16 protein-coding genes and 1 pseudogene are annotated in these 18,233 nt (G+C 36.8%); 2 read left to right on the top strand and 15 right to left on the bottom strand.

From position 1 onward, the window contains the following. Positions 1–77: 77 nt before the first annotated feature. The 7 genes from BK585_RS10715 to BK585_RS10685 form a co-directional block, all read right to left on the bottom strand. Positions 78–1,019, bottom strand: coding sequence for a U32 family peptidase (locus BK585_RS10715; protein WP_078553444.1), 942 nt, complete (start codon positions 1,017–1,019; stop codon positions 78–80). Between the two features lie 14 nt (positions 1,020–1,033). Further along, on the bottom strand, positions 1,034–3,229 hold the full coding sequence (locus tag BK585_RS10710; RefSeq protein ID WP_078553443.1) for a dihydroxy-acid dehydratase domain-containing protein: 2,196 nt from the start codon (positions 3,227–3,229) through the stop codon (positions 1,034–1,036). Positions 3,230–3,258: 29 nt separating this feature from the next. Then, a complete protein-coding gene (locus BK585_RS10705; RefSeq protein ID WP_078553442.1) occupies positions 3,259–4,596 on the bottom strand; it encodes a hypothetical protein in 1,338 nt (445 codons plus the stop codon). A gap of 137 nt (positions 4,597–4,733) precedes the next feature. Then, positions 4,734–6,014, bottom strand: coding sequence for a TRAP transporter large permease (locus BK585_RS10700; protein WP_078553441.1), 1,281 nt, complete (start codon positions 6,012–6,014; stop codon positions 4,734–4,736). After that, a complete protein-coding gene (locus BK585_RS10695) occupies positions 6,011–6,550 on the bottom strand; it encodes a TRAP transporter small permease (RefSeq protein WP_078553440.1) in 540 nt (179 codons plus the stop codon). The genes BK585_RS10700 and BK585_RS10695 overlap by 4 nt, the downstream gene beginning before the upstream one ends. An 85-nt stretch (positions 6,551–6,635) precedes the next feature. Then, positions 6,636–7,727 carry a TRAP transporter substrate-binding protein gene (locus BK585_RS10690; protein ID WP_078553439.1) on the bottom strand — a complete coding sequence of 364 codons (1,092 nt, stop codon included), beginning with the start codon at positions 7,725–7,727 and terminating at the stop codon, positions 6,636–6,638. 270 nt (positions 7,728–7,997) lie between these two features. Further along, a complete protein-coding gene (locus tag BK585_RS10685) occupies positions 7,998–8,990 on the bottom strand; it encodes a C-terminal binding protein (protein WP_078553438.1) in 993 nt (330 codons plus the stop codon). 577 nt (positions 8,991–9,567) lie between these two features. Between BK585_RS10685 and BK585_RS10680 the strand changes: the two genes are divergently transcribed. Beyond that, complete coding sequence (locus tag BK585_RS10680) at positions 9,568–10,974, top strand: LVIVD repeat-containing protein (protein ID WP_078553437.1); 1,407 nt, start codon at positions 9,568–9,570, stop codon at positions 10,972–10,974. A gap of 159 nt (positions 10,975–11,133) precedes the next feature. Here BK585_RS10680 and BK585_RS10675 read toward each other — a convergent pair whose 3' ends face one another. Next, positions 11,134–11,580: a hypothetical protein gene (locus tag BK585_RS10675; protein WP_078553436.1), complete on the bottom strand. Its 447-nt coding sequence runs from the start codon at positions 11,578–11,580 to the stop codon at positions 11,134–11,136. A gap of 272 nt (positions 11,581–11,852) precedes the next feature. Between BK585_RS10675 and BK585_RS10670 the strand changes: the two genes are divergently transcribed. After that, entirely contained in the window at positions 11,853–12,191 is a 339-nt protein-coding gene (locus BK585_RS10670; RefSeq protein ID WP_078553435.1) for a hypothetical protein, read from the top strand. A gap of 46 nt (positions 12,192–12,237) precedes the next feature. Here the strand turns inward: BK585_RS10670 and BK585_RS10665 are convergent, their stop codons facing one another. The 7 genes and pseudogenes from BK585_RS10665 to BK585_RS24860 form a co-directional block, all read right to left on the bottom strand. Then, entirely contained in the window at positions 12,238–13,230 is a 993-nt protein-coding gene (locus tag BK585_RS10665) for a metallophosphoesterase (RefSeq protein WP_078553434.1), read from the bottom strand. A gap of 45 nt (positions 13,231–13,275) precedes the next feature. Beyond that, positions 13,276–15,069, bottom strand: coding sequence for an ABC transporter ATP-binding protein (locus BK585_RS10660; RefSeq protein ID WP_078553433.1), 1,794 nt, complete (start codon positions 15,067–15,069; stop codon positions 13,276–13,278). An 11-nt stretch (positions 15,070–15,080) separates the two neighbouring features. After that, on the bottom strand, positions 15,081–16,262 hold the full coding sequence (locus BK585_RS10655; protein WP_078553432.1) for a nucleotidyltransferase domain-containing protein: 1,182 nt from the start codon (positions 16,260–16,262) through the stop codon (positions 15,081–15,083). Between the two features lie 9 nt (positions 16,263–16,271). After that, complete coding sequence (locus BK585_RS10650; protein ID WP_078553431.1) at positions 16,272–16,718, bottom strand: lasso peptide biosynthesis B2 protein; 447 nt, start codon at positions 16,716–16,718, stop codon at positions 16,272–16,274. Between the two features lie 20 nt (positions 16,719–16,738). Next, on the bottom strand, positions 16,739–17,029 hold the full coding sequence (locus tag BK585_RS10645) for a lasso peptide biosynthesis PqqD family chaperone (RefSeq protein ID WP_078553430.1): 291 nt from the start codon (positions 17,027–17,029) through the stop codon (positions 16,739–16,741). Continuing rightward, positions 17,026–17,958 carry an aldolase gene (locus BK585_RS10640; RefSeq protein ID WP_078553429.1) on the bottom strand — a complete coding sequence of 311 codons (933 nt, stop codon included), beginning with the start codon at positions 17,956–17,958 and terminating at the stop codon, positions 17,026–17,028. The genes BK585_RS10645 and BK585_RS10640 overlap by 4 nt, the downstream gene beginning before the upstream one ends. A gap of 188 nt (positions 17,959–18,146) precedes the next feature. Next, a pseudogene (locus BK585_RS24860) lies at positions 18,147–18,227 on the bottom strand (paeninodin family lasso peptide); the annotation flags it as partial. Positions 18,228–18,233: the final 6 nt, after the last annotated feature.

The raw sequence follows: 18,233 nt of genomic DNA, 5'->3' as shown, positions 1-18,233 counted from the left end.
CATTGATATTTACTTATTCAACCATTCTACCATAAAATATGGGAATTAAATTGCATATATTTGAATTTTCTACTCATTTAGACTTTGATTTTTTCAGTGGGTACCCCTAACCCTTTTGCTCCTTTTTCTGATGTTGTGTATTGTGGGGCATATCTCTTCAACAAGTCTAAGCCTATTTTTGCTCTTCGTACCCTTTCTTTACATAAAGCAATTGAAATCGTTTCTAGATGTGTACCCGAAGGATAGATATTAGGTGAATTTCGCAGCCCGAATTTGATATATACGGGTGCTGCCACTCTAATGATTTCAGGAATATCATAGTGACGGATAAACCCACCAATGTCATCAGGAGCTTCAACATAAATATCAATCGGAATATCAATTGCTTGGCGAATTGTAGCCAAACGGGCTAAGGTCAAATCGGTAGGGACGTTGTACGTATTTGCTCCTGACTGTTCCATCAATTTGATAGAGATAGGGTTGGATTGTGCCATTTGAACTGAAACTTTAACGACTAAGTCCTCTGGAAATTCCCCTACTTTTTTAAATTCATTGACTAACCACAATAACCCTTCATCCGCTACTAATATGCTTCGAATACCAAAATGACAAGCTCTTTTTATATCTTCTATGGCATAGACAAGTTGGTCCATCCCTTGCATCCGTAGTCCAGCGATTTTCCCTGAACTGGCAAGTTGCATAGGCGTTATATCAAAGCTTCCACGGGGTCCCACAAAAAGACTGACTTCTAATCTCTCACGTCTACCGATCTCAGCCATTTGTTGGAGTTCATCGTCAGTCATCAACATGATGCCACTTCCTTGTGAGACACGGTGAATACCCACTTGATAATAGTGACATGCTTCGATGACAGCTTCAAATGAAGAAGGGCCTTCTACACTTGGTATTTCTACCCGATATTGAGCACCATCTGGAAAACGTTTTTTAGACGTCGGTAAATCATTGCAATCTCCTGAAGGGAAACCAAGAGAATTAATTATTTTACGTGTTTGTTCCAAAAAGCTCACTCCTTTTAATAGGATGTTTTAGTCGGTAACTGGATGTCTTTCTTATAATCTAATGATGCCATCGTTTTTACCATTAATGGAACAACACCATTGGCAGCATCTGTATGACCGACTAATAGATTACTAGGAGCCACTTGTCTTTGACGTATTCTAATAGTATCAAGTCGACTAGTAGCAAGCTCTTTTCTTTGTTCTTTAAGGTGTTCAAAAGCAAACGTTAGGACTCCACCTTGGAAAGCGTTTTCATCAATGCATTGAATTTCCCGTTTTCGAAGTGCAAGATATAATAAATCCCCTGTTTGCAAGTAAAGAATTCCACCTTCTTCGATCGCCTCTGGCGTCATATGTCCTATAGCTGCACCATAGGTAACACCAGAATATCGACCATCACTAATTAAAGTGGCGATTCTCTTAAGCTTTCTACTAGCATTAATATGTTGCATTGGAGTGAACATTTCTGGCATACCAAAGGCGATTGGACCTTGACCAGCAACGATGACCGCAATTTTCATAATGCTTTCTTCAATCATTAGGTCGAATAGTTGTTCATAACGTAAGTCCTTCATTGCCTTATAATCTGCTGGTGCATTTTCTTTTAACATGGCAATCATGCTCTTATGAGAAAAAGCCTTAGAGTCTTTTAGTTTTGATAAGAGATCAGCATCTAATAGACTGCGATTGGCATCCTCTTCATTTTCAAAGTAAAGTACAAATGCCACTTTATTATCAAATTGGTCCAACTGAGATGTAGGCATGCCACTTATTTTCACAACCGCACTCTCAAAGAAATTCCCTGTTAGTACGTCAACACCACTAAATGCACGTCTTGGTTTTGATAGAATTATAGGATTATCTTTCACATGGTCTGCAGATAGATTATCTTTCTTATCAAGTCTTTCTCTCCATGTCGTACCGGTAACTGTTGGAGCATCAACATCCATAGGTACACCGTTTTCTAAAAGCTCATGGAATAATGTTTCCATTCCTCGACTTTCTCCACTACAGCACTGCATTGCTAATGAAAAAATATCTCGACCTTCTGTTAGACTGTAATTAAATAAATCAGGAATTGAGTGGGAATGATGTATTTCATCTAAATCCCATAAACTAAATGTATACCCAGCGTAAAGCATCCCTGCTACGATGTGCATCATTAAGTTTGTTGAACCACCTGATGCACTATGAATTCGAATCGCATTACGAATGTTTGTTCCTAAAATATTCGCTGCACCGTACACCGGATTATTAATCACTTGCGCTAAACTATCAACAGCAGCATTCACTTGTTGTTGATTAGGAGCTTCTGTTAACAATTCTAACTCAGGATGAACCAATCCCATCCCTGCAACTAAATGTCTAGAGCTATTGCCAGTCCCGTTAAAAGCACATACTCCACCACTACCATCACATGTGGCGACTGCTAATCTTTTTTCAAAATCCTTATGAACCTCTTTGGTAATAATTCCACGTTCTGTTGCACGTTCTAACACACCTTGGAATGCGGTATTCGAAGAACATTGCAAAATATAAGCTAACGCATCTCGTAAGTCAAACGCGATGTCTGTATCCCCTTGTTTTTCTGCAAGACTCGCAACATCTTCTAATTCTTTAAATAATACATCCGGTATCGTACCTCCCTGTAATACATGGGCAGGTGCAAACGTAGCAAATACTGGAGCTTCGCCTCGATATTGACGAATACGGTCTAAATGAACCATTGCACTTACGACTCCAAGTGGCTGTTTATCACAACCTTGAATGATAAAAGCTCCATGATAACTATGTGACTCCATTTGGTTTACAACCATTTTAGCGACCGCATTTCGACTTTCAAGGGAATAGCTCATTCCTTGGTTACTTTGAGCCGTACCATCACACATCACTGGTGTCGAAAAATAAAAAGGCACTCCACCATTTTCCCATATTCGTATTGCGGCATGGGCTGAGGTTTTAAAATCCATAATATGAGCGGGATGGTCTGATGAACCGCCTATGATGGCAATTCGTGGAGCATTCTCTTCAAGTCGATTATAAATTTCTTCTAATGTCCAGTCAGGAGTTCCGCCCTCATATAGCGGACCTAGTATTTGTTTTGAGCGATCCAGTAATCCGGCTACGCAAATGGGCTCATTCGCTTTACCTTGAACATTATCCCGATATGGATTAACTTTGTTGTTAATTTTCGGAAACTTGATTTTCATAGTATTTCTCCACTCTCCTCATTTAGCATTTATAAAAGAAATAACGCCATTATTGTTCCAATGCTACTAAACAGAAAAGCATAGCCTAAGTTCCATATTGAAATCTGGTAAGGATTTTCATCAAGTAATACCCCTGTCAAAGATACAGTGATATTGTATGGGCCAGCCATAATCGTTGATAGGCTAGATGTGATTAAAACAATACCTATACTTAGAGGATTTAATATCGACAATACAGGAACAAGTATCTCACCCAATATACTAATCACGACCAATGGATGAAACCCTACCATGGCTAGTGATAAAAATAAGAGCTGAATCATTACAAATAACAATAATGGGTTATTAACTAACAAAAGTAATGGTTGTTGTAATATAGAAATATGTCCTGATTCGCGTAACACACTTATGAAAAAACCAACACTTAAAAATAAAACCGTGTAGTTTTGTAAATTGGCTGTTCTTGTTTTCCACATCTTTACACTATACAGAGTATAGGACTTTATTCGCCTTATCGAAAAAGCCCATAAGAATGAATAAGGAACAATTACAAGAGCTACTGTTGTTAGGAAATTCAACTCAAATGATTCCCTAATCACGATAATCGTACTTATAAATAAAGCTAAATAAACCAACATCATAATGATTTTTCGGATATTTCGCTTTCCTATCATAACTTCGCTTTTTTGGCCCTGGTCAGTGGCATACTTCTTAAAACGCCAGCCAATTGCCCAATCGATTACAAGTAGTAAAACCGAGAAAAGGAGCATCCATGGCAGTAACTTCAAATAGCTAACACCTGTAATATCTATAGTGATCGCCACTAAAATCTCCATTGGACTCCATACTAGACATAGGGCATACCCTCTAAGCATGGTTTGACTTATAAATTTGTGTTGTAACTTACCTGCAAGGTGCTTGAGGTTTTTCTTAAGTACTTGTTGTACTAACGGAATCGTAGCTATGTTAAGAAAACTCCCTAATAAAAAACTTGTAATGGATGCCCGGTAGTATAACTGTCCTAGGTGGGTACTCTTCGTTTTTAATAGTTTGTTGACGCTCTGGTCATACCTCCCTATCACAATAATGCTATTAATAAAAGGCAGAACATAAAAGATAGCGATTAAAATAACTGTCGATGTTGCTAAAAACGGCATTTCATACCAAGGGCGCCCTGTCTCATTAAATAGTAAAAGAGCGATTAAAATAAAAACAGAACCTGCGATTTGGTATAACTTTTTTGCATCTTTAAACGAAAACAGAATGGCTAAAATGGCCATAAATCCAACCAAATAATCAAGAATGAAAGAATGAATGAAAATCGAGAGGAAAAACAAACCAATCAATGCGCTGTATAATATAAACATGTTGACCGTCCTTACTATTAATTTCTACTAGGTTTGATATTACAGCAAACTCTTGTTGCCCCTCAACTTTTAGCCATTTTCTCTACAATCTTTTTTATATTTGTTTCAAAAACACGTTAAAATCAAGCTTTATACAATTACCCCTTAAATTCCAATAAAAACAGTGATAATTGAGGTAAGAAGATAATAATGAACAATGTAATAAGCATGGCAACAAAAAATGGGATAATCGCCCTTGATAAGACTTCAATGGATAATCCAGAAATTCCAGAACCTACAAATAAATTTACTCCTAATGGTGGTGTAATAAATCCAATAGCCAAATTAACAATCATGATAATGCCAAAGTGAATCGGATCATAACCGATATTTATAGCAATTGGTAATAAAATAGGTGTTAGAATAATGATTGCGGCAAGGGTATCCATAAAACAACCTACAATCAATAAGAGTAAGGTAATTAACAAAATGATAACGATTGGGTTGTCAGAAATAGATAACATAAATTGAGCAATTTGATTTGGAATTTGTTCAATCGTTAAAAGTCTACCAAAAGCAGTCGCTGTTCCTACGATGATTAAAATTGTAGCTGTCGTTAATGCTGAATCCGCGAATACTTTTGGGAGGTCTTTCACTTTTAGTTCTCTATAAAAAAGCAAGCCTGCTACTAACCCATATACGACAGCAATTACAGCAGCTTCAGTCGGAGTAAACACACCGCCATAAATACCACCTAGTATAATAATTGGGATTAACAATGCCCATTTGGCTTCCCAGATTGATTTTACGATAAGGAGTAATGACGTCTTTTCACTAGTTCCTGTGTAGCCCATTTTCCTTGAATGGATATAGGCATATACCATCAAGGCAAAACCCACCAAAAGTCCTGGGATTATTCCTGCAATAAACATATCACCAATAGACACACTACCCGCCACACCATAGATTACCATTGGAATACTAGGAGGGATGATGACTCCTAAAGAACCAGCAGCACAAACAAGTGCTGTTGCAAACCTCTTATCGTATCCTTGACGTGCCATGGCTGGAATCATAATTCCACCAATAGCTGCAACGGTAGCCGGACCTGAACCTGAAATGGCCGCAAAAAACATACAGGTAATAATAGTAGCAATTGCAAATCCTCCTGTTTTATTCCCGACAATAGAATTGGCCACTCGGAATAATCGGTCCGATATCCCTCCCTTTCCCATAATTTCACCAGCAAGAATAAAAAAAGGAACAGCCATTAAAGGGAACGAGTCAATAGAGGTAACAAGCTCCTTAGCTAAAAATTCAAGGGGTAAGTTACCCATAAAAAGTAACGTTCCTAATGTAGCTAAACCAAGAGCAATTCCGATTGGAACACTTAAGAACAAAAACAGGACAAACAGACCAAATAATATGATAGATGTCATCCTTTATTGCCCTCCTCCTCTAACAACCTATCAAACTCTGTTTTTACTTCAAAATCGCCCTTACCAAGCAATGTTTTACTTTGTTTAATAAGATGTTGAATGAGTCGAATGGAAGTGAGAGCCATACCAACGGGTGCAGCTAAATATACAAACCCCATTGGGATTTTTAACGCAGGTGAGGTTTGACCGAATTGTAATAATTTTTGCGACATATCATAACCGTAAAAAACAACAAAAATAGCAAAAGCTAAAAATAATAAATTCGAGATAATGTTAAAAACTAATTTGCCCTTTTCCTTAAAAAGTAATAAAAGCGCATCCACTTTGATGTGACGCTGCTTTTTTACGCCATAACTAATGCCTATATAAACGAGCCAAATAAAACAAAATCTAGCTAATTCCTCTGACCAAGAAAGTGAATTTTCCATAACATATCGCATAAACACTTGTAAAAAAATAACAACAACCATAACAGCAGAAAACAAAACTAGAAATACTTCTTCGATATGCTCATCCAACCATTTAAGTACTAGCATAATTCCTCCCTTCCTTCCTTTAGAAATGTAGTAAGGTGTAAGAGGTGAGCATCGCCATCACCTCTACTACCCTTACTTGTGTTTTCTATTGGTGTTTCGCGATTTCTTCTAAAAAGTCATCTACAATGTCTTTACCAATATTATCTGCATGCTTTTCAATAACAGGTAAAATCGTATCTTGAAAACGTTGATGCTCTTCCGGAGAAATTTCACTAAACGTCATATGTTCTTTCAAAGCTTCTAAGCTAGATTCATTAGCCTCACGGTTTCGCTGGCGGTTAAACTGACCTGCTTCTAAAGCAGCTTCTCTTATAATCGTTTGTTGGTCAGCGGTTAACTCATCCCAAATTGATTTACTGAACAAGAAGATAAAAGGTGTATATACATGCCCGGTACTTGATAAGTAATCTTGAACCTCATAGAAATTACTTAACTCAATGGTTGGATAAGGATTTTCCTGGCCGTCCACTGTTCCTTGTTGCATTGCCGCAAATAACTCAGGGAACGCCATTGGAGTTGGGTTTGCACCTAATTCTCTCCATGCATCTAAATGAATCTCATTTTCCATCGTACGGATTTTAAGACCTTGTAAGTCCTCTACTTTTTCTACAGGACGAACACTGTTCGTTAAGTTACGGAATCCATTTTCCCACCAAGCTAATCCGACTAACTGTTGGTCTCCTAACAGGTCAAACATTTTATCCCCGAATGGACCATCTAACACTTGGTCAGCCACTTCCCCACTAGGAATCGTAAATGGTAAATCAAACACTCCATATTCCTTTACAAAGTTTACTAGAGGAGATGTTGACGGAATGGTAATTTCTAACGTACCAAACTGCAACATTTCAATTGCCGAACGGTCATCAGCAACCTGCCCAGAATGATAAACTTCCACTACAAAATCATCCGTTTTGCTTTCAACAATCTCTTTAAATTTCAAAGCTCCCTCATATTGCGGATGTTTATCATTAACTCCAATACTCACTCTAAGAGTCTGTTGTTCCCCAGTGATATTTGAAGCGCTTTCATTTTCCTCGTCAGCAGGTTCTGAAGCATCTGTCTCTGTTTCTTGGTCATTATTATTGTCGGTCGATGTCGTACCACTCCCACCACCACAAGCAGCTAATAGTAACAGTAAAAAGACAAGCATTAGTAAACTAACAATCTTTTTCATTCGTAACCCTCCCCGATTTTTTAATAATAGACTACTAGCCAGGACAAAACTTGCTACATATCACCCCTTCTCAAAAATATAATATGTTTTATATTATAAAACTCAGTTCTGATAAATTTAGCTCAAATAAATAATACTCTAATCTGGAATAATATATCAATAGTAAATCGAATAAAATTTCAGAATATTTCATCATCTTTTGACATCTATCGACACTTATCAGTAGAAATACCTTCTGTCACCTTCTTCTGACCAATCACATTTCCAAACCTATTTCTCTTTTAAGTTCATTTTCTCTTTAATTTCTCTATTATATAAATAAGTTGGATAAAATCCAGTTAAGACATCCACTACATTTTGTGCCGTTTTTCTTTTCAACTCTATTTGAGCTTCTTCTGAATACCAAGCTGCATGTGGATTGAGAATGACATTATCCATAGCAAGCAATGGACTATTTGACGGAATTGGTTCTTCCTCTAATACATCCAAAGCTGCTCCTGCTATTCTTTCAAGTTGCAAGGCACGAATAAGAGCTTGCTCATCAATCACTGGACCTCTAGCGGTATTAATAATAAACGCTTCTTTTTTCATGACATTAAACTGTTCGTCGCTAATCATTCCTTGTGTTGCATCCATTAAAGGAGCATGAACCGAAATAAAATCAGACATCGAACATAGGTCTTTTAACTCCAACAACTCAACATTATACTCTTCGGCTACATTTGAAGGGACATAGGGATCATAAGCAACAACTTTTAAACCAAATGCTTGAGCTTTTAAGGCTAAAGTTTGTGGGATTTTGCCAAACCCAATTAGCCCTAATACTCTTCCTCGTAATCTATAGATCGGTATACTAACTTTAAAATCCCAATTTTGCTTTTTTACTTCTTGGTTTAGAACGACTATTTTTCGAGCACACGCTAGTAATAAGGCAAACGCATGATCAGATACTTCGTCCATGCAGTAATCGGTTACATTTGCCACCACTACCTCATGTTCAGTAGCTGCCTCTACATCAATTGTGTTTACTCCAACTCCATATCTAGAAACGACCTTTAAGTTCGGTAGGTTTTCAATAACCTTTCTTGAAATGGGAGCATATTGGTTTAAAAGAGCGTCTGCCTCTTTCGCAGCCTCTATGACTTCCTCTTCTGTCTTACATTGAACGCGTATAAATTCTACATCGACTTGAGAGAGTACTTCTTCTTCTGGAGCTAATGTCGCAAATTCATAGTCTGTAATTACAACTTTAAATCTTTTCACTTAGACACATCCCCTTTTTCCTCTTTAAAATCTCTTATAAAACCAATACTCTGATAGCTCACGTTCTGTATTATATACGTGCGTTTTGACTTCACTAACTGTATCACGCCACCAAAACAGTTCACTCTATTTTTAGAGTAATTTTATATTATAAAACTAAGTTTTGTTATCATTCCCAGTTGCAATTATCATAAATGAAAGCCTTTTCGAAAGTCAATCTCATTTGGTAATATTGGTTAAATTTTCTTTCTACATTTTTCTCATAACATATGGCTATGATGAAATTATGATGTTAATTAGAGCTAACTACATTACATTTAGGGTTAAAACTATTAAAATATACTTTTAAATCAGTGGTACTATCTATTCATTTTAATCTTGGTTTCTTAATAAGCAATATCACCCTCATTAATAAATAGTAAGAAACTCCTGATATATACACGATTTAAATAGGTCATTCACTACTTGTATGACAATAGGTGTCGAAATAAACAGAAATTTTATTATAGTAAAATCATTTTTCACTTGCTACACTAAGCTTGTCCAATCAACAACCATTAACAAGGAGGTTTTTTTATTGAAAAAGAATAAGCGTTTTCTTTACACAGCACTGGCTAGTGCCATCGTTTTATCCTCATTTACTCCAGGTGTATTCGCACATGATGCATTGGAAATTGGAGGTATTTCTAAAGAAAGAGTGTTTGTCTTTGACCCTTCAGAAATAGCGAACCTTCCGTATAGCATGACTGGAAGCAAAAATCTTAAGAACCTTTATCAAGCTGCGAGTGTACAAATCAACCAAATAGATGGAAGTCAAAAAAACACAGCAGACGTTTATGCTCATAAAGGATTTGCCTACCTTGGAACTCACACTGCAGGTGGTGGAAATGGAGGCGTTCGAGTATTCGATTTAAAAGATCCAGAAAATCCAGTAGAAGTTGCGGTTTTCGGAACTGAAATCCCTCATACATGGCAAGAAAAAGTGATTGTTAAATCCGTTAACACTCCTCATTTTAAAGGGGATTTAGCTGTTGTAAGTGTTCAGCAATTAAGCCGGAATAATGCGAGCAGACCGGATAGCATTGGTGGAATATTAATTTATGATGTGACAGATCCTTACGAGCCAAAAAAATTAGGGTTTTATGGTTTAGATCGGAGAATTCCTGGAACTCATGAGCTTTATTTAACAACTCAAGGAAACCGTGCTATACTTCTTGCTTCTAATCCTTATGCAGATATATATACAGCCGGAGTCGATAAAGATTTTCAAATTATAGATGTGTCTGATCCAACAAACCCAGAAAAACTCTGGCAGTTTGACCCAAGAATGCTACCTGAGGTTCCGGAAAGTTTTAATGGCTACAATTGGACTGATCCAAATGGTAGACAAAGAGCAGTCTTTAATCATAGTGTTATTACAGATAATAACGGAAGATATGCTTATGTTTCAATGTGGGATTTAGGAACAGTTATTTTTGATATTAAAGACCCAGAAAACCCGATTTACTTAGGAAGAACTGATTTTAGAAGTGACCAAAAAGGATCAGCTCACTCTGCTGCGCTTGCTCGTGGGGGTAATATTCTTATTGAAACTAGAGAAGTTTCAAATCCAGTTGGTTCAGGTTATGAAAGTGCCTATGGATATACTCGTATTTTTGATATTAGCGATAAAACAGCACCAAAATTACTAAGTGAATTTAAAACAGATTTAACTTTTGATATTCCTCCAACTTCAGTAGGAAGAACTACATTTGCAAAAACGGTTCATGACCCCAAAGTACATGGAAATACATTGTACTTGTCCTACTACTCTGGTGGAGTTATTTCCGTAGACATTACAGACCCAAGTAATCCTGTTGAAATTAGTCGTTACACACCTGAAGCTGCTGATGTATGGGGCGTGTTTGTAGATAGGAATTATGTACTTGCTTCAGATATGGGCCAGGGATTAAAAGTTCTATTTAAAAACAATAAAAATAAATAATTAATTGACAGAAGGCACAGAAAAAGTTATTTAACTTTTTCTGTGCCCTTATTTCTTTTAGCTATCTTTTATGATATTTTTTAATTATCTAACTAATACGTTACGTGAAATTTATTTAGTTCTATAATAAAAACCAGAACAATTGATTCTTTGTTCTGGTCAACTCTTAGCAAGGCTTTCTATCATTTTTATATCCTGTGTTAGTTTTGTTAACTGCCTTTTAATTTCAGTAATGCTTTCTTTGTCGCCAAACTGTTGGGCATCATGTAATGCTAGTAAATAGTCATCGATTTTCTCGTATAACGTTTTCTCTCTGTTTCTAGTTTCTTCTATTTTTTCTCGTTTCATTTCCTCTGTAAAGTTAAAAGACTTATCCAATGTTCCCACCACTTCCTCACAAGTGACTTCTACTCTAATTAGTTCTAAATATCCTTTATGACGTTTAAACATCAGTTTATTGTTAACTTCTGAATTGTAAATGTTAAGAATCATTCTTCCTTTATTAAATCCCCAAAAAATACGATACTCACCTAATACGTCTTTAATGACCATATTTAGCTGTTCCTTTGAAACATGAATAGACAGATTATCATGTGTTGATTTCATATGAACACCTCATTATTAGTCTAACTTTCAAAAATGAAAGCCTTTTCATAAGGGTATTTACAAAACACCCGAAACATTCCAACAAATATCAGAAACATACGAACTCAAGGTTTCGTCGTCGTTTCTCTATTTTTATATAGTATGCTTGCCCTACTTGTCCTGTTAGAAAACTACACAAGCGCCCTTTTTCAAGTAAACAGAGTCTGTCGTCTATACCGAAATGAACTACAGTAAATAGAATAAATAGTAGTGTATAAGAAGGGGTGAAAGTCATGGAGAAAATAGAGAGTCGTGTTTATGCTCTAGAGGTAAAAACTGATGAATCCCAAAAGAACATTGCGGCACTTCAAGAAAAAATAAGAGATAAGACAGATGAGAACGCGGTAAAAGTCCTCATCGATGATTACTTGAAGAAAAACAAAAACCTCACTGAGGAAAATTTAGATACAATTGTCGAGCAAACGTTAAAAGACAAAAAATATTTAACCCAATCTGAAGTAAAAGAGCTCGTCAAAGAAACACAATTAAACGTAATTAAATGGACGATTGGAACCACAATCAGTGTCGGTGCTATCATCCTCGCAGCAATCCGCGTTATATTAATGGCATAATATCATAGGAGGGATGACAACATGCGTCTACCTCCTATGTATGATTTCACTCAGCTTTTTTTAACGTAATTAGATTAATCTCAGGTGGATTAAACACTCGAAATTTTAGCAATGGAATCGCATCACTACTTCCTAACCCCGCACTTACATATTGTTGTATTCCTTTATATTCCCATAATCCCTTCACCCGGTCCCGCGGAGGAAACAAACCACTCCTTTCGTACCAGGGTTCAGGTACAAACAAAGCACCCCAAAATGGAATCCGAATTTGGCCCCCGTGATAATGCCCAGCAATAATAAGATCAATGGCTGGTAAATCATGCTGCACCGCATATTCTAGATAATCAATTCGAACATCGACAATTGGATAGTGACTTAACGCAATAATCGGCTCTTGTTCTATTGTTTCCTCTAAGGAGCTAATCTCCTCTAATAATTGCATTTCATAGCTTTGCAGTTTTGTTTTATATTCACTAGATGAGTCACTATTATTAAAGACGGTCTCTTTCCACTTTTTATCTGTTGTCACAAGGTCAAAATCAACAAAATTCAGGCTTGCCCCTTCTTTTTCCACCGTAAATATCGATTCTAGTAAAGAAACTCCTCTTTCTTCCATCCCTTGAACAAATGCACTTTTATCATTCGGTTCATATCTCGAAAGTGTGTAATTGAGAGGGTCTGCATTTCCAGCCACATATAAAGCAGTTTCTTTATTTTTAACCCCTTCAATTAGAGTATAATAGGGTGAAAAATTAGTACTCTCAATATTATCTAGCATATCTCCTGTAAATAATATGGCATCATACTCAAGAGAATTAATTAAAGAAATTAAACGGTGTTGGTTCTTTCCAAATTCCTTCTCATGCAAATCGGTTACTTGTAACATCGTATATCCATCAAAAGCTTCCGGTAAATGTGGAAGGAAGATTTCTTCTTCGACAACGATAATACGGTTGTTGTCCCATACTGTATAGATGACAAATACGCTGAGCAATACCCAAAAGATAACACTTTTCTTTCTTATATATTTTTGTTTCATGACTCTCTCCCCTCAAAAAAAGACACCCACATTATGTTGTGAGTGTTAACGAACCTCCATTTGTTTGCCTAACAAATGACTGAACTTTCCTGTTTTCTCTTTAGCCAATTGACCAAATTCACCTTTTTGAATGATTTTACCTGATTCAAGCACAACCACCTGGTCTGCATTTCGAATCGTAGATAAACGATGAGCAATGACGACAATCGTCATTCTTCCTTTTAATCGCTCAATGGCCTCTTGGATTTTCGCTTCATTTTCTGTATCCAATGAACTCGTAGCCTCATCAAGTATAAGAATTGATGGTTTACGTAAAATTGCTCGTGCTAACACAAGTCGTTGTCGTTCCCCACCTGATAACCGAATACCACGATCACCGATTACAGTATCTAATGCTTGTGGAAGCTTTTGTACAAATTCTGCAGCTGAAGAGAACTCAAGTGCTTCCCACATCTCTTCTTCACTTGCATCTTCCTTAATCAATAACAAGTTTTCTCGAACCGTTTCATTAAAAAGAAAAGGTTCCTGTGGGACATAGCTTATCGCTTGTCGCCACGCTTTTAAATTTGAACTCGTTAAAGGAACACCATCTAAAAAAATCTGTCCTGTTTCCGGTTGATTCAGTCCCATCAATAAATCAATTAATGTACTTTTCCCTGCTCCAGAAGGTCCAACAACCGCGGTCATCTTGTTTGCTGGAATTAATAAATTTAACTGAGATAAGGCGTAGTTTGGGATATCTTGATGGTATCGGAAGGAAACATCCTTACAATTAATCGCTTGTTTAATTTGAATTGGACGAACATCCTTTTCATTATCTTGAGACATCTCAACTGCTTCACTTGCTTCTTGTTGCAATTTCAATACATTACTAAAGGCTGGCAAATAAGAAGACAATTGCTCTAATGAACCTTGTATTCCTGCAACACGAGGCCATAGTCGTGAAAAGATGACTAAAATTAACATTAACTGAGCGGCCTGAGCATTAAAAAGATGAATAGATAAATAGATAAAAGCAGCGATTAAAATAGCAGACGCCATTTTATAATTGAACTGAGATTTTGTTTTAAGAATGGTATACGCTAATTGCTCATTTTTCATATCATTGGTCACATCTTCATACCAACTCATGCGAGATTCTTCTAGCGTATTACTTTTAATGTCCTTTATCCCGTTCATTTGATCGGTCACCCCACCTAAATACCTTTGACCAAGCTCAAATGTTCGGTTTCCTAAAGCAAAAGACCTCGAAAGGAATTTCCTTGAAAAGAAAAGTAAAAACAACCCACTTAGTAATACAAAAATCGTAATGTTAGGCGATAGCCAAAACGCAATCCCAATTTGAATAACTGTAAAAATAAGACTGGTCATAAATTGCAAGAAGGAATTTGTACCTGCACTAGCTCTCGCGATTTCAGCTGTTAAAATATTGATTAAATCAGATTTACGTTTTCGAACAAAAAATCCCCAATTTGCTTGAAGCAAACTTTTGTACGTTTGAACACGTAAATGTCTAAAAAAACCATGCTGTATTTCAGCATTTTGAATACTAATTAAGCGATTAATCAAGTTTTGTCCAAAAGAAATCAGTACAAACATCCCTAAAATAACCGGTAAACCTACTGAGGTTGGAATCGCTTGAAACCACTCAAAAAAACCAGTTAATCGATTATCCCCGATTTCAAAACTCACAATGCCACTCATACTAATTAAAGGAATAAGTAAGAGGATCCCAATTCCATCTAGTAAACTAATCAAAATCATACCTATTAAATTAAAGTATAATTTTTTGCCCGCAAAATGATGGATTTGTTTATAAAAATAGAATAGATGGTTCATGTAATTGCCCCCTAAGATAATGCATGTCTCCTCGTCTTTCTCCAAACCCACAAAAACGGACGTAATGGAAAATATAAAAAATGTAATGATTTCGGCAATGGCAAAGTTTGAGCATCTTCTGGATATGGGTATAGGAAACTAAGAATAAATACGATTTTTTGTTGCCACGACATCAACGAAAACAAATGTTGTTTATGATAACGTGAAATCTCCTCTGGAACAGGGTCAGTGTGAAGATTTACTCGTCGTTCCAAATAGAAAATAGCCTCTTGTGCTAATTTCATTGAACGTCTTCTCCTTATAAACGGCAAAGACTCCATATATTCTGGAGTTTGTAATAAATGAGTAGACAATATCAAAGCCTGACCAGCCACACTACAAAAATGATATTTCTTCAATAATGGAATGAGTGTATGCCACTGAATCTCTTTCTTTAACAATTGATGAATATCGACAAGCCAGCGCAATCGAGACCAACCATGTCGTGCGCCGTGAGAAACAAGAAATAAAAACAAGTCTTCTTTGCCAAGTAAATACACAGGGAAACTCGTTAATTCACTTTTTTGCTTTCGCTCCCATAACTCATTAAAGCTTGGTTCCTTTGCGGGACCCGGATTCAACCTCCAATGAATTTCCATCTTTACTTGCTTAGTAGGATGATAGTATGTAACATGGTGGTGTCTCCATTGCCAGTCATTAAGTACCGTTTCAATATAATCATCTTTTTCATACCCTAAGGAAACAAGGAGCTGTTCCGCTTGAGGCAACTGATCAATTGGAATTAAAAAATCCAAATCACTCGATGTGCGTAGTGACACATCCCCATATAATTCATCTGCCAATACAGGCCCTTTAAGAAACAAAAGGTTAATCTTTTGTTCTGTGAACAACTTGCTAACCTTTTCCATTTCTGCACTCAAAAACAGCATTTGAAACGTATTCCGTTTATAATACATTTCTAGTTGTTCAATAACATAAGAGGGAACATACTTTTTATCGAGGCCTTTCACCTTTTGATAAAGCAATGGATATAACCGATGATGAAGAGCTTGTTCTAAAAACAAGTCCCAATCGATTCCGATGAACACATCTTGTTCAAGTTCATGGATATCATTATTCAGTTGTAACAACTGTAAGATGAACAATAATTCCATAGGAATCTTTTCCGTATCAAGTCTAAATTCTGTATCCATTGTTTTCCCTCAACCTTCTATCGTTTTTGCAAATTTACCAACTACCGTGAATCTCTCCATCCCTTCTGATCCCGTTATATAATAAGGACCACTTCGAACCCAGGCATGAGCTATCATCTCACCTTTTTCATCTCGTGCTGTTCCTAAATAAAGAGTGCTTTCTATCTTTCTTTTTTCAAGCATCTTCATTGCCGCAAACCCTTTCACGAGGCACTGGCTTTCCCAGAATGTATACTTACTCATAATATGTATTGCCTGTGATACACTCGCTAATGTCTTTTTCTTTTCTACATTGACATCAAACGGAGTTTCTACCATGTGCTTTCCTAAGCGCGGAGCCACCCGAGTAAATGGCAAAAGCTTCATGACACGTCCCCATGCCAAGTAAAAATAGGCTTCCGCTAATAACCATCTTTCTTTATGGTTCATTGAGAAAAAAGCCTTCATTTTCCCCATATCAGTAAGCTCCCTTCAAACTATACGATTTGTATCAATCCTTCTTGGTGCAACATTTGTAGAAATGAAATCACTTGTTCTTCACACGTTTCTTTGTCCACCTCATAGCTGTTTAATAAAGAAGCAATTACTTCAGAAACAAGAGTTTCCTTTCCGATCAACTCCCAAATCTCTCCTCCTAGCTCACCAAGGTTGTAATATTTCCCGTTATGAATGCTAAGCATCACTTTTTCTCCGTCCATGTCACTCACGATATTCCCCTGACCTTGAACAACAGCAGCATCTATTGAAATCAATTGTTTTACACTCATTTATTTTCCCCCTCCTGAACTGTAGAAAGTAATAGTGAAACTAAATCATTTGCGGTAAACCGAGAAACAGGTCGTTGAAGCTGGTACACACGCAGTTTAGAAACCATTTGCGCACATAGATTGAAATGCCATTGCATTAACCCCATAGGTTCAAGTAAAAAATTACGATACGTATGATAATATAATTTCTGGAAACGTTCTAAACCAGTTATGGGCTGCAACTTAACATCATCGTCATTCGTTTTCACAAGTTCAAACACACCAGCTAACGGCATGGACTCTGTGACAAACTGTGATTGAACCGGTATCGCAAACTTGGTTTCTCTATCCACAATTGGTCGATATCCGACTGAATCCATTCCAAACTCTGTTAAACTTTCTTGCCAAAGCTTTTGCTGAGGATAGGCAGGTGTTACCATTGGAATTCCCTCTTCTGAGAGAGTGACAGGAATGACATCATCACTGATTAGGCCATAGCCCTGCTTCAATAAGGCCGAAGCTAATGTTGACTTTCCCGCTCCTGAATCCCCAACGATAGCATAAGCCTTTCCATCAATAGCAAGTGCACTACCATGAAGAGGAAGGATTTTTCGTTGCATTAAGAGAATGCCCATGCATGTACCGAGAAGATAAAGGCGGATATGGTCTGTTGTCGCTCCTTCATAAGGAGACACTAATATCGTATTACCATCTTGAATAAGGAATATTGCAATTTCAGGAACGTGAAATAAAACAAACTCATTGGTAACAGTGAAGTATTGACCCTTTACACCATGTTTATCTAATTTTTCTGTTAAATCGGTAATCATTATATTGATATCAGATGCTTCATCGCAATCTGATACTTTCTGTAATTCAGGCAAATCTATCATACTATTCACATCAAAACCAAACGCTTTATAGGTAGTTGTATCTATAAGGTTTATCATAGTCTTCCTCCATCCCATTGCCTGCTATTGAAAAGGCCCTTAACCTTGCTTAAGGGTATAAGGGCTGAGCAAACGTTTAAAACCCAACCGCAAATCTAGCTGTCTAACTCTGGGCTACTTGAGTTATTGCAACTATTATTCGATCTCCCAGCATGCGTTTCAGTTTTACCTTCTGAAACATCAAAGCAATCTGCATTAGCGTTCCCAGGACCATTCATTGTCATATTGATATCCAATACTTCTAAAACTGGTGTTTGCCATTTTTTCATATTCTC

The organism is Bacillus alkalicellulosilyticus (genome assembly GCF_002019795.1).
GTDB classification, from domain to species: domain Bacteria; phylum Bacillota; class Bacilli; order Bacillales; family Bacillaceae_F; genus Bacillus_AO; species Bacillus_AO alkalicellulosilyticum.
Note: the sequence above shows the minus strand (reverse complement) of the source record. Positions and strands in the feature narration are given on the sequence as shown.

Excerpts from the sequence above, each read along its gene's own strand:
- BK585_RS10710 (WP_078553443.1), bottom strand. The coding sequence starts at position 3,229 with ATGAAAATCAAGTTTCCGAAAATTAACAACAAAGTTAATCCATATCGG.
- BK585_RS10640 (WP_078553429.1), bottom strand. The coding sequence starts at position 17,958 with ATGATAAACCTTATAGATACAACTACCTATAAAGCGTTTGGTTTTGAT.
- BK585_RS10700 (WP_078553441.1), bottom strand. The coding sequence starts at position 6,014 with ATGACATCTATCATATTATTTGGTCTGTTTGTCCTGTTTTTGTTCTTA.
- BK585_RS10660 (WP_078553433.1), bottom strand. The coding sequence starts at position 15,069 with ATGAACCATCTATTCTATTTTTATAAACAAATCCATCATTTTGCGGGC.
- BK585_RS10690 (WP_078553439.1), bottom strand. The coding sequence starts at position 7,727 with ATGAAAAAGATTGTTAGTTTACTAATGCTTGTCTTTTTACTGTTACTA.
- BK585_RS10705 (WP_078553442.1), bottom strand. The coding sequence starts at position 4,596 with ATGTTTATATTATACAGCGCATTGATTGGTTTGTTTTTCCTCTCGATT.
- BK585_RS10695 (WP_078553440.1), bottom strand. The coding sequence starts at position 6,550 with ATGCTAGTACTTAAATGGTTGGATGAGCATATCGAAGAAGTATTTCTA.
- BK585_RS10670 (WP_078553435.1), top strand. The coding sequence starts at position 11,853 with ATGGAGAAAATAGAGAGTCGTGTTTATGCTCTAGAGGTAAAAACTGAT.
- BK585_RS10650 (WP_078553431.1), bottom strand. The coding sequence starts at position 16,718 with ATGGGGAAAATGAAGGCTTTTTTCTCAATGAACCATAAAGAAAGATGG.
- BK585_RS10655 (WP_078553432.1), bottom strand. The coding sequence starts at position 16,262 with ATGGATACAGAATTTAGACTTGATACGGAAAAGATTCCTATGGAATTA.
- BK585_RS10665 (WP_078553434.1), bottom strand. The coding sequence starts at position 13,230 with ATGAAACAAAAATATATAAGAAAGAAAAGTGTTATCTTTTGGGTATTG.
- BK585_RS10645 (WP_078553430.1), bottom strand. The coding sequence starts at position 17,029 with ATGAGTGTAAAACAATTGATTTCAATAGATGCTGCTGTTGTTCAAGGT.
- BK585_RS10675 (WP_078553436.1), bottom strand. The coding sequence starts at position 11,580 with ATGAAATCAACACATGATAATCTGTCTATTCATGTTTCAAAGGAACAG.